Source organism: Amycolatopsis sp. NBC_01488, assembly GCF_036227105.1.
Classification (GTDB): Bacteria; Actinomycetota; Actinomycetes; order Mycobacteriales; family Pseudonocardiaceae; genus Amycolatopsis.
The window spans coordinates 4817207-4829176 of record NZ_CP109434.1 but is presented as its reverse complement, the minus strand read 5'-3'; the positions used below and the strand labels follow the sequence as shown (position 1 = coordinate 4829176).

Below are 11970 nucleotides of genomic sequence, written 5' to 3'. Positions count from 1 at the left end.
CCGTCGGCTATTTCACAATGCCGGCACCTTGTCCGGTTCTTCCGTCCGCGGCGCGTTGCCGGCGACCCGTTTCTTCGAGCTGCCCCAGTACTTCATCGCCGGGAGCTCGACGAACTTGTGCAGCACCCAGCCGAAGGCCAGGTTGACGGCGAACAGGGCGGCGATGAGCAGGATGCCGCCGGCCGTGCCGTACTCCGTGGCGCCGAACACCGCCGGGCGGAACCAGAACACGACGATCGCCTGGGTCATGAAGAACCCGAACGACACCTTGCCCAGCCACACCATCGGCCTGGTACCCAGAATGGTGCGGTTGCCGCGGAGGTTGGCCGACGCGAGCGAGCCGATCGTCAGTACGAGCGGGATCAGCATGACCAGCGTGATGTTGAACGGGTAGGGCACGACGAGCGCGAGCAGGAGACCGCCCACCGCCAGCACGCCCACCAGGGACAACGGGATCCTCGGCCAGCGGCCACTGATCACGATGCGCGCGACGATCATGCCGATGGCGAACTCGAACAACCGCATCGGCGGGAAGAAGTAGACGAACCAGAACTTCGGGATCGACGTGTTCTGCCACGGCGGGGTGTCCGGGAGGAACGCCTGCGAGAGCACGGTGGCGACCACGAGCGCGGCCAGCACGATGCCCGCCCAGAGCCACAGCTTGCGCTCGGGGATCCGCCTGATCGGGATCACCATGAGCGGGAAGACGACGTAGAACAGCATCTCGCCGTTCAGCGACCACGCCGGGCCGTTCGCGCCGCCCCAGTAGCTCGGGTCGGTGAACCACGTGTCGATGAAGAACAGGTTCAGGATGCCGTGGTTCGTGGTGAACACGCCCGCGAAGAGGAGCATGCAGAGCGCCCAGGTCACGAAGTGGCTGGGAAAGACCTTCACCACGCGCCGCCGCCAGTAGGCGGACAGCCGCTGGTCGGGCTTGGCGGACCAGGTGATGACGAATCCGCTGAGCAGGAAGAAGCACGACACGGCGACGATACCGGTCCGGAAGCCGTTGTCGCCGAGGAACGTGACGAGATTGGCGTCGCGGAACGGCGCCGCCAGGTGGGGGTTGCCCGGGTTCTGCGGTTTCGAGACGTGGGTGAAGAACACCAGCAGTGCGGCGACGAATCGCAGGCCGGTCAGCGCCGGCAGGTCCTGTCTGCGCGTGTTCGACGATTTTACGTCGACCAGCGGTAGGGTGGCGGACAAGGTCAACTCCTCTAACTCAAACTGGCCGTGACCAGGAACAAACGCCGGGTCGGCGAGAACGCCGTAAAACGCATTACGCACCCCTCTGTCGAGAACACCAGAATAGCTCGCGGAACGGCATTCGATTATCGAGAGTTGCGTATTACGCGACTGGCCGGGCGGAGAAACCGCCCGGCCAGTCGAGTCATCGGCTAATGCACTACGCCGCCAGCTTGTCCGGTTCGCCGGTCCGCGGCGCGCTATCGGCGACAGGCTTCTTCTTCGAGCGGCTCCAGTGCTTCATCGCCGGACGTTCGACGCCGATGTGGAGCAACCAGCCGGCGAGCAGGTTGACGGCGAACAACGCCAGGATGAGCAGGATGGCGCCGACCGTACCGAACTCGGCGTCGCCGAACACCGTGTACCGGAACCAGAGCAGGACGGCCGCCTGCGTCATGTAGAACCCGAACGAGACCTTGCCGAGCCACATCATCGGCCTGGTGCCCAGCACGGTGCGGCGACCACGCAGGTTCGCCGACGCGAGGGTGCCAATCGCCAGTGCCATCGGGACGAGCGCGACGAGCGCGATCCGGAACACGAACGGCACGAAGAAGATGAGCGCGTAGCTTCCCGCGAGCAGCACGCCCACGACGACGGCCGGAATGCGCGGCCACTGGCCGCTCCGCACGATGCGCGCCACGAAAACGCCGAGGAGGAACTCGAACAGCCGCATCGGCGGGAAGAAGTACACGAACCAGAACTGCGGGATCGAGTACGCGCCGCCGTAGGTCGGGGTGTCCGGGATGACCGTCACCGTGAAGACGAGGGCACCGGCGTACAGCACCACGACAGCGCCCGCCCACCGCCACAGCCGGTTGTCCGGGATCCGCCTGATCGGGATCAGCAGCAGCGGGATGAGCAGGTAGAACAGCATTTCGGCGTTCAGCGACCAGGCCGGGCCGTTCGCGCCGCCCCAGAGCCTCAGCTCGTTGGGCCAGGTGTCCAGGAAGAACAGGTTCAGGATGCCGTGGTTCGCGGTGTACGCGCCGGCGAAAAGGAGCATGCAGAGGGCCCAGGTCACGGCGTGGCTCGGGAAGATCTTCACCACGCGCCGCCGCCAGAAGGAGGTCAGCCGCTCGCCCGGCTTGGCGGACCAGGTGATGACGAATCCGCTGAGCATGAAGAAACACGTCATCGCCATGTAGGTCGCGGGGGCGGCGATGGTGTTGAGGAACGTGGTGACGCCGAGATCGCGGAACGGCTTCGCGAGATTGGCGTTACCGGGGTCGATCGGGAAGATGACGTGACCGAAGAACACCACGAGTGCGGCGATGAAGCGCAATCCGGTCAGTGCCGGCAGGTCCCCTCGGCGCGCGTTCGACGATTTCACGTCGACCAGCTGGATATTGGCGGACAAGGTCAACTCCTCTAACTCGAACTGGCCGAGACCAGGAACGAACGCCGCGTTGGCGAGGTCGCCGCTGCACGCATTGCGTACCCCCCATTGAGACCTCAGAGTAGCGCCCGGCAACGGCTTCGATTATCGAGAGTTGCGCATGCCGCCGGTGCGGAGAATGTCCCGGCGCGGAAACGCCGAACCGGGACGGGCGCGGTGACTCCGCCCGTCCCGGTTCGAATCCCGGTTCAGTTCAGCACTCAGGCCGCGGCCCGTTCGGCGTCGGGATCCGGTTCCCCGCCCGTGCCGTCGTTCGCGGGCGCTTCCTGCCCGGCGCCGAACGGCAGGACGTGTCCCATCCCGCGCCACGCCACCGTGGCGACGAGGGTGTACCCGATCGCCGCGATCACCGCGACGGTCACCAGCCCGGCGTTGAACGCGTCGTGCGCCGAGTCCAGCAGCGCGGTCCCCTGGGCCTGCGGCAGCGTCCGCGCGACGGCCACCGCACCGGTGATGCCATCGCCGGCCGACGTCGCCGCGTCCGCCGGCACGCCCGCCGGCACGGTGACGTTGCCCTGGTACACGGCGTTCGCCACACTGCCCATCGCCGCGACACCGATCGCGACACCGAGCTCGCCGCCGGTCGCGATCATGCCGCCCACCGCGCCCGCTTTCGCCGGCGGGATGTTCGACATGACGACGTGGTTGGTCACCGGGCCGATCGGGCTGGACCCGATCATCACCAGCGTCATGCCGACCACCACGATCACGACCCCGCCGAGCGGCGCGACCAGCGTCAGCGTCAGGGCACCCACCATCGCGATCAGCAACCCGACGGCCACCACGCGCGCGGGCCGGAACACGTTCGCGAACTTGGGCGCGATCATGTTGCAGACCATGCCGATGAACGCGGCCGGCAGCATCACCAGACCCGCGACCAGCACCGAGAGCCCCTCGACCAGCTGCAGGTACAAGGCGATGACCAGGGAGAGCGCACCGGACCACAGACCACCGGTCACGAACACGGACATCCCGGAGCGAACCATCTTGTCCCTGAACAACGTCAGGTCGATCAGCGGGTTCGGGATGCGCGACTGCCGCCGCACGAAGAGGACGATGCCGACCACGCCGAGCACCAGCAACGCCGCGGGCTGCAGGCCGAACCCGGACCGCGCGGTCTCCTTCAGCGCCCCGACCAGCGGCAGGATCGCCACCAGGAACAGCAGGACGCTGCGCACGTCGATCGAGCCGCCGTCCGGGTTGCGCGATTCCTTGAGCACGAACGGCCCGGCGAGCAGGACCACCGCCATGATCGGGATCGCGATCAGGAAGACCGAGCCCCACCAGAACGAGTGCAGCAGGATGCCGCCCACCGGCGGACCGAGCACGACGCCGCCGGCGAGGGCGCTGGCCCAGATGCCGAGCGCGAAGCCCATCTGCTTCGGGTTCTTGAAGGTGGCGACGATGATGGCGAGGGTCAGCGGAGCGATCGCCGCGCCGGACGCGCCGAGCACCCCGCGGGAGACGACCAGCATCGGCACCGAGGTCGAGAACGCGCACACCAACGAGGCGACGACGAACACCGAGGCACTGATCAGCAGGACCTTCCGCCTGCCGAACCGGTCACCGACGTGTCCCATGGTGACCGTCAGGCCCGCCACGATGAACGCGTAGATGTCCGTGATCCACAGCTGCGCGATCGGGCCTGCCTGCAAGTCTTCGGAGATGCGCGGCAGAGCCAGCAGCAGTACGTTCAAATCCATCGTGACCAGCAGTGTCGGCAAGATCAACACTGCGAGAGTGATCCATTCTCGGCGCCCCGCTTTCGGTGGCGCGTTTTCGACGGTCACGTTCCTGCCCCTTCCGTTGACAACACGTCGGGCACCTCCGCCACGGACCCAGTTGTCAAACCCTGGACACCACGGGCGGTGTCACTCTGATTCCGAAGAATGACGCTGACACGGTGATCATCGACTCGCATCTTCCAGTGTGCGCTGGCCGCCACCTTCACCCGGCCGGGTCGCGGCCGGTCCGGCACTCCACGATAACCGGAAGGCGTCGCGCCGCTGTTACCTTCGAGCCCATACCGGGAAAGGAACCACGATGAACCTGACCAGAGAGCGCGCGGTCGTCCTCGGTGGCAGCATGGCCGGCACCCTTGCCGCGCGTGTACTCGCCGAGTCCTTTTCGGACGTGGTCGTCATCGACCGGGACGATCTGATCGGCGTGCGGAAGTCACGGCGGGGCACCCCCCATTCGCACCACGCACACGGCCTGCACTCACGCGGCCTCATGATCGTCGAGGAGCTGTTCCCCGGGCTGACCGAGGAAGTCCTCGCCACCGGAGCGCTGGCTTCGGACATCGGCCGGATCCGCTGGCACTTCAACGGACGGCCGATCGCGCCGACCGATGTCGGCCTGGTGATGCTGGCCCCGTCCCGGCCGGTGCTCGAATACCACGTGCGTGGCCGGGTGGCCGCGCTGCCGAACGTCCGGTACCTGGAGCGCCACGACATCCTCCGGCCGTTGAGCACCCCGGCGGGCGACCGGGTGACCGGCGTGCTCGTGCGCCGGCAGTCGGACGGCGCGGAGCTCGAGCTCGAAGCCGACCTGGTGGTCGACGCCACCGGACGCGGGTCGCGCACCCCGGCCTGGCTGGCCGAGCTCGGCTACCAGCGGCCCGCGGAGGACCGCATCAAGATCGGCCTCACCTACACGACCCGGCACTACCGGGTCGACCCCAAGTGGTTCGAAGGCGCGCAGTCGATCGTCTTCATCGCCTCCCCCGCGCACCCGCGCGGCGCGTTCTTCGGCCAGCTCGGTGACGGCGTCTGCGTGCTGTCGCTGACCGGCATCCTCGGCGACCACCCGCCGACCGATCCCGCCGGCTTCCTCGAGTTCGCCCGCACGCTGCCGAAGTCGGTCATCTACGACGCGATCCGCGAGTCGGAGCCGCTGGAGAACGCGACCAGCTTCGGGTTCCCGACGAGCGTGCGCCGTCGCTACGAGCAGCTGACCCGGTTCCCGGACGGGCTGGTCGTGCTCGGCGACGCCGTCGCCAGCTTCAACCCGCTCTACGGCCAGGGCATGACCGTCACCGCGATCGAGGCGATGGCGCTGCGGGACATGCTGCGGGAGAGGGGAACGGGCCGCATCGAGCCGAAGAAGTTCCTCAAGGTGGTCGCGGACGCGGTCCGGACGCCGTGGGAGATGAACGCGGGCGGCGACCTCGCCTTCCCCGAGGTGCCCGGTGAGCGCTCGGCGAGGACCCGCTTCGCCAACGCGTACATGGCCCGCGTGCAGTACGCCACGAGCAGGGACCCGAAGGTCACCAAGGCGTTCCTGCGGGTGGCCGGCATGGTCGCCGGGCCGGAGACCATGTTCAAGCCGGGCCTGGCGGCCCGGGTGCTGCGGCTCGCCCCGCGCATGCCGGCACCCGGTCCGTCCTGGTTGGACGCCGAGAACGACGCACCGGGCACGGATCTGCCGAAGGCCGCTTGACGCCACACCGAAGCCGGGACGGACACGCGTTGTCCGCCCCGGCTTTTTCGTGACCAGGTCCTTGGCCCGGGCACGAAAAAAGTCCAGCCGACGCGCGTCGGCTGGACTCTTTCCGTTGCGTCGCCTCAGCCTGCCTCGAGGGCCTCCGGCGTCGAGGGAGGATTCCCCAGGCACGAGGCGTTGTAGCGGTCGAGGCGTGCCTGCGCCTCCTGGGTCGCCGCGAGGAACCGGGAAGCCGGGTCCGCGCGAACGGTCAGCACGTCGTGCATGGCCGCGGTCATCGCGTCCTGGATGCCGCTCAGGTCGCCCATCATCGCGCCGGCGGCCGCCGGCGTCCCGTTCGACCCGGCGACCTGCTCCACCGCGACGCCGAAGTACGGGTGCCGGTCGAACCAGCCCTCGGCCGCGAGCTGCCGCTGCGCCCCGGCCGTCACCGGCAACGACCCGGTGTACCCGCGCCGCAGTGCGTGGTGCGGGTTGAGCAGGTGCTGCGTGAACGCGAGCGCGCCGTCCTCCTTCTCCCGAGGAAGGCCCGCGGTCAGGAACATCGACTGGCCGCCGAGGAGGCTGCCCGCGCGCGGCCGGTCCCCGTTGTGCGGCAGGTGGCCGGTCGTCAGCCCGAACCCGGCCTCGGCGGCCATGTCCGACAGCATCAGCCCGACCGCCGACGAACTGACCACGAACGCGACCTCCTGGCGCCGGAAGGCTTCCATGCCGGCCAGCCAGTCCCGCGGCGTGCCGGTGTGCAGGTAGTGGCCGCGGTCGTGCATCCGCCGCCACCACCGCACGTAGGTGAGCATCTCCGGTGAGTCCAGCGCGACCCGCGTCGCCCGCCCGGACCGGCCGTTGTCGTGGTCGCCGAGCAGCCCGCCCTGCGCGGCGACCTCCATCTGGAACATCCAGCCGTGGTTGGGCCACGCGACGCCGTGGGCGGGCGCGCCGGGCAGCCGCGACACCGCCTCGCAGGCCGCTTCGAGTTCTTGCCACGTCGCCGGCATCCGGTCGACACCGGCCCGCGTCAGCAGGTCCTGGTTGGCGAACAGGACCGCGGTCGACACCACGGTCGGCATCGAGACCAGCCGGCCGCCCTGGCTGTAGTAGTCCCGGACGGCGGGCACGACGTCGTCGAGCACCACCGGCTCGCCCAGGATCTTCGTGCGGTCCCCGATGGCGTCCTGGAGCGGGGTGAACAGCGGCCGTCCGCCGCCGGCGCGCGTGTCGAGCGCCAGCTGGGTGGCGGTGAAGTAGTACTCCGCCAGGTCCGGCGGCCTGCCTTCCGCCGCCGCGCGCGCGACCGCACCCGGCAGTTCCCGGAAGCCGACCTCCCGGAGGCGGATCTGGTAGCCGGGGTGGGCCCGGGAAAACGACTCGGCGGCTTCCCGGGCGGTGTCGTGGAAATGCGGGATCGGGTGCCCCGCGAGCCAGACGTCGATCGTGACCGGCCCGGTCGAAGCGGCAGAACCTGACACAGTTCCTCCAGTACGGACGGCGTGGATGCGGTGCACCGCTACTCGACGATCTCCACCTGGCCCATCATCCCGTGCACCGAATGCTCCAGGTAGTGGCAGTGGTACAGGTACTTGCCGAGGTAGTCGGTGAACTTCACCTGGATCCGGACCGGCTCCCCCGGCGCGAGGAAGACCGTGTCCTTGCGCCCCGCGTCGTCCAGTGACGGCGGCTTCCCGCCCCGGTCGAGCACCCGGAACTGCTCGAGGTGCACGTGGAACGTGTGCGGGATGCCGAGCTCGACGTCGTCGTTGTGGAGCTCCCAGATCTCCGTCGAGCCCCGTTTGACCTGGAAGTCGACCCGGTTCGGGTCGAACGTCTGCCCGTTGATGAGCCCGATCGGCTCGGGGCCGGACAGGTCGAACTTCATCGAGAGCACGCGGTCGACGGCGGCGGCGGCCAGCGACGGCAGCGGCCGCAGGGTGGCCGGCACCCGGCTCCGGTCGTCGGCGTCCCGCGTCACGTCGAACCGCAGCACCGCACCGGAGACGTCGTAGAGCACCAGCTGCGTGCCGATCGCGACCTGGGAGAAGTCGATCACGACGTCGGCGCGCTCCGCCGAGCCGAGCACGAGCTCGGACCGGGGCACGGGCGCGGGGAGCAGCCCGCCGTCGGAGGCGATCTGGGTCATGTCGACGCCGCCGATCTTGAGGCGGAAGACCCGTTCGGTCGCGCTGTTGAGGAACCGGAAGCGGTACTTGCGCCGGGCGACCGGGAAGTGCGGGGTCACCACGCCGTTGGCGAGGATCGTGGTCCGCTCCGGCGGGTGGACGGTGTAGACGAGCTGGCCGTTCTCGTCGAGCAGGGCGTCCCGGAGCATGATCGGGACGTCGTAGGGCCCGCTCGGCAGGTTGAGCGCGCGCTCCGCGTCGTCCTCGACGATGTAGAAGCCGTGCAGTCCGAGGTAGACGTTCTCGGCCTCGAGGCCGTGCGCGTGGTCGTGGTACCAGAGGGTCGCCCCCTGCTGGTTGTTCGGGTAGTCGTAGTCGCGGCTCGCCCCCGGGGCGATGAGGTCCATCGGGTAGCCGTCGCTGTCGTGCGGGACGTGCCCGCCGTGCAGGTGCACGTTCGTCGGCCCGGTCAGCTGGTTGGTGAAGGTGATCCGCACCGGCCGGCCGGTCTTCGCCCGGATGGTCGGGCCGACGAACTGGCCGGCGTAGGTGCGCACGGGCGTCGGCTGCCCGGGCACGAACTCGGCCTGGGCCGGCTGGATCGGGATGGTGAACGTGTCGACGCCGGATCTCGTCCTCGGCGTCAGCTCCCGCGGGACCGGCATGCGTTGCGTGAACGGCGTGCCCACGGTGAAGTGCCCGCCCGCGGCCTGCCCGTGACCGGTGTGCCCGCCGCCGTCGTCGGCGGCGGCGACGCCGGCGGACGCCGGGGTCGGTGCGTGCGGGATGAGCAACATCCCGCCGATGGCGCTGCCGGCGGTGATTCCACCCAGTGTCAACAATCTTCGCCTGTCCAGCATGCTTCCTCGTCTTCTCGGTGTGGTGGAGTCCCGGGTCCCCCGACCCGGGACGGGTCAGACCGCGGGCCGGACGGTCAGCTCGAAGACCGACACCCGCCTGCCCTGTTGCTCTGCCGTCACCGCGAGCCGCGGATGCGGCTCGCCGGCCGCCTCGACGAACCTGGCGCGCAGCACGGTCGGCAGGTCGAACTCCGCGACCGCCAGGTACTCCGCGGTGACCGAGGACAGCTCCAGGCGCGTCGCAGGCACGGCGAGCCGCCGGGACGCCGCCACCAGGGACAGCTGCCGGGCGGCCTCCAGCTGGACCATCGCGAAGATGTAGTCGGCGGGGTGGTCGAACAGCACCGGGTGGCGCAGGTCCACGTGCACCAGCGCGGCGTAGCCGCCGTCGACCGCGCGCACCGCGGTGATCACGACGTTGTCCGGGTTGACCCGCCCGACCTCGGCGGGCGCCACGTCCCCGGGCCCCGGCGGCGTGACCGCGCCCATCCGGGCCGGCACCCCGCGCTCGGTCCGCAGCCGGTCGCGCATCTGTCCCCACACGGCCCTGCTCATCAGCGTCTGCGCCATCCGCGCCCGGCCGACGATCACTTCGCCCACCCGCACCGTGAAGGCCCACTCCAGTGCGGAAACCCGGCCGGCGCGCCGGGACACCTGCTCGACCACGCAGTCCACCGCGACGTTCACCGGTTGGTCGGTGTCGAACGGACCGGTGTCCTCGAACCGCCCGGACAGCTCCCGCATCAGGAACTTCGCGTCGGCCGCGCCGCCGAGCGGCACGTCGAACTGCTCGTGCGCGACGACGAAGCACGCCTGCCGGCAGATCTCGACCAGCGTCGCCAGGTCCCGCACGCGGCTGCCGACCGGCACCTCGCAGTAGAAGCGGTGCGAACGGGGCAGCGTCGCGCCGAGCACCGACTCGCGGGGGCCCCGGACCGCGAAGCTGGTCAAGAACACATCGTCGAAGCCGTCCTTGTGCACCAACGCCTTCGGCAGGATCTGCCGATGGCTCACGTCTTTGTCGTCCACCGGACGCACCTCCTCGGTCACAGGTCCACCATGACGTCGTTGGCGGTGAGCCAGCGGTTGAGCCACAGCGCCATTTCGAGACTTCCCCGGTCGTAGGCCCGGCTCACCGCACCGGCCTCCCGGACCGCCACGGCCTGGGCCTTGTCGAGGTCGAGCAGCGGCCGGACCGGCGCGTTCAGGTCGGACAGCACCTCACGCAGCTCCGCCTGCAACGCGGCCTCGTAGAGCGGGTCCTGGGTGGCCGGGTACGGCGTCTTCACCCGCTCCAGGACCGAGGTCGGCAGCAGGTTCGCCGAAGCCGCCCGCAGCAGGCTCTTTTCCCGGCCGTCGAAGGACTTCATCTGCCACGGCACGTTGAACACGTACTCGACCAGCCGGTGGTCGCAGAACGGGACCCGGACCTCGAGGCTCGCCGCCATGCTCATCAGGTCCTTGCGGTCCAGCAACGTCTGCACGAACCGGGTGAGGTTGAGGTAGGTGATCTCGCGCATCTTCCGGTCGTGCTCCGGCTCGCCCGGCAGCCGCGGCACCTCGGCCATCGCCTCGGAGTAGCGCTGCCTGCGGTACTCCCCCAGGTCGAGCTTCTCCACCAGACCCCGGTTCAGCAGCCCGATCCCGCCGAAGTAGCGCGACGAGCCGGACGTGAGCCACGGGAACGTCTCGGCCTTGATCGCGTTGGGGTTGTGGAACCACCGGTACCCGCCGAACAGCTCGTCCGCCGACTCGCCGGACAGGGCGACCGTCGAGGTGAGCCGGATCGCGCGGAACAGCAGGTACAGCGACGGCCACATGTCGCCCCAGTAGGCGGGAGGCCGGTCGGTCGCGTACAGGACCGCCGCGCGCACCGCCGGGTCGACGAGGTTCGCGCTGTCGAGCAGGATCTCGGTGTGGCGCGAGCTGACGAACTCGGCGACCTCCCTGGCGAACGGCGCGTCCGCGGAGCCCCGGACCGCGTCGGCCTCGAAGCCGTACTCGGCGCCGGCGAAGTCGACCGAGAAGGACCGGACCTCGCCTCGCCCGAGGTTCTTCGCCGCCAGCGCGGTGACCGCGGAGGAGTCGAGGCCGCCGGAGAGCAGCGTGCACAGTGGCACGTCGGAGTTGAGCTCGCGGTAGACGATGTCCTCGAGGAGACCCCGGACGTGGCCGATCGTCTCGGGCAGGTCGTCCGTGTGCGGCTTCGCCTCCAGCGACCAGTACCGCTGTTTGACGATGCCGTTGGCGTTGACGCGGACGAGGTGGCCGGGGCGCACCTCGCGCATGCCGACGTAAACGGTCTCCTCCGGCGTCTTCACCATGTCGAACATCTCGCGGAAGCCGTCGAGATCGGTGCGGCACGGCGCCATCGGGTTCGCCAGGATGGCCTTCGGCTCCGAGCCGAAGAGCACACCGTGCGGCGTCTCCAGGTAGAACAGCGGCTTCACGCCCATGTGGTCGCGGACCATGACCAGTTCCTCGCGGCGGGCGTCCCAGACCGCGAAGGCGTACATGCCCAGCAGCCGGTCCACGCACGCCGTGCCCCATTCCAGGTAGGCGTGCAGGAGCACTTCGGTGTCGCTGCGCGTGTGGAAGTGATGGCCGCGGGCGCGCAGCTCGGCGCGCAGTTCACGGAAGTTGAATATCTCACCGGAGAAGGTGAGGACGGCCAGCTGCCGGTCGTTCTCGGTGAACTCCATGGGCTGCGCGCCACCGACGACGTCGATGATGGCGAGCCTGCGGTGGCCGAGCGCGACGTGCCGTCCCGTCCAGATGCCCTCCGCGTCGGGTCCCCGGTTCTTGAGCGTTCTCGTCATCGCCTGAACCGTGGCGTATTCCTTGGTCAGGTCCCGGCTGAAGTCGACCCAGCCCGCGATTCCACACATCAGTTCTCCCACCGCCACCCTGG

8 protein-coding genes are annotated in these 11970 nt (G+C 69.3%); 1 reads left to right on the top strand and 7 read right to left on the bottom strand.

Going from position 1 to position 11970, the window contains the following annotated elements; all coding sequences use genetic code 11:
• Positions 1 to 12: 12 nt before the first annotated feature.
• The 3 genes from OG738_RS23340 to OG738_RS23330 all read right to left on the bottom strand — a co-directional run bounded on the left by OG738_RS23340 (position 13) and on the right by OG738_RS23330 (position 4374).
• Complete coding sequence (locus OG738_RS23340; protein WP_329044083.1) at positions 13 to 1206, bottom strand: acyltransferase family protein; 1194 nt, start codon at positions 1204 to 1206, stop codon at positions 13 to 15.
• Positions 1207 to 1405: 199 nt separating this feature from the next.
• Positions 1406 to 2602: an acyltransferase family protein gene (locus tag OG738_RS23335; protein ID WP_329044081.1), complete on the bottom strand. Its 1197-nt coding sequence runs from the start codon at positions 2600 to 2602 to the stop codon at positions 1406 to 1408.
• A gap of 239 nt (positions 2603 to 2841) precedes the next feature.
• Positions 2842 to 4374 (bottom strand): MFS transporter, encoded by a 1533-nt coding sequence (locus tag OG738_RS23330; protein ID WP_329044080.1) that lies wholly within the window; start codon positions 4372 to 4374, stop codon positions 2842 to 2844.
• A gap of 310 nt (positions 4375 to 4684) precedes the next feature.
• On the opposite strand from OG738_RS23330, the gene OG738_RS23325 reads away from it, so the two are divergent.
• Positions 4685 to 6082, top strand: a complete 1398-nt coding sequence (locus OG738_RS23325) for an FAD-dependent oxidoreductase (RefSeq protein WP_329044079.1) — start codon at positions 4685 to 4687, stop codon at positions 6080 to 6082.
• Between the two features lie 125 nt (positions 6083 to 6207).
• On the opposite strand, the gene OG738_RS23320 is transcribed toward OG738_RS23325, so the two are convergent.
• From OG738_RS23320 to asnB, 4 genes are all read right to left on the bottom strand, one after another.
• Complete coding sequence (locus tag OG738_RS23320) at positions 6208 to 7551, bottom strand: extracellular solute-binding protein (RefSeq protein WP_329044078.1); 1344 nt, start codon at positions 7549 to 7551, stop codon at positions 6208 to 6210.
• A gap of 38 nt (positions 7552 to 7589) precedes the next feature.
• The gene (locus OG738_RS23315; RefSeq protein WP_329044077.1) at positions 7590 to 9038 is read right to left on the bottom strand and encodes a multicopper oxidase family protein; all 1449 of its coding nucleotides are present in this window, start codon (positions 9036 to 9038) and stop codon (positions 7590 to 7592) included.
• A 75-nt stretch (positions 9039 to 9113) separates the two neighbouring features.
• Positions 9114 to 10088: an AfsA-related hotdog domain-containing protein gene (locus tag OG738_RS23310; RefSeq protein ID WP_329044075.1), complete on the bottom strand. Its 975-nt coding sequence runs from the start codon at positions 10086 to 10088 to the stop codon at positions 9114 to 9116.
• A 17-nt stretch (positions 10089 to 10105) separates the two neighbouring features.
• Positions 10106 to 11947 carry an asparagine synthase (glutamine-hydrolyzing) gene (gene asnB / locus OG738_RS23305; RefSeq protein ID WP_329044074.1) on the bottom strand — a complete coding sequence of 614 codons (1842 nt, stop codon included), beginning with the start codon at positions 11945 to 11947 and terminating at the stop codon, positions 10106 to 10108.
• Positions 11948 to 11970: the final 23 nt, after the last annotated feature.

What these genes read in the sequence shown, in the direction of transcription:
- OG738_RS23325 (WP_329044079.1), top strand. Translation starts at nt 4,685, where the DNA reads ATGAACCTGACCAGAGAGCGCGCGGTCGTCCTCGGTGGCAGCATGGCC.
- asnB (WP_329044074.1), bottom strand. Translation starts at nt 11,947, where the DNA reads ATGTGTGGAATCGCGGGCTGGGTCGACTTCAGCCGGGACCTGACCAAG.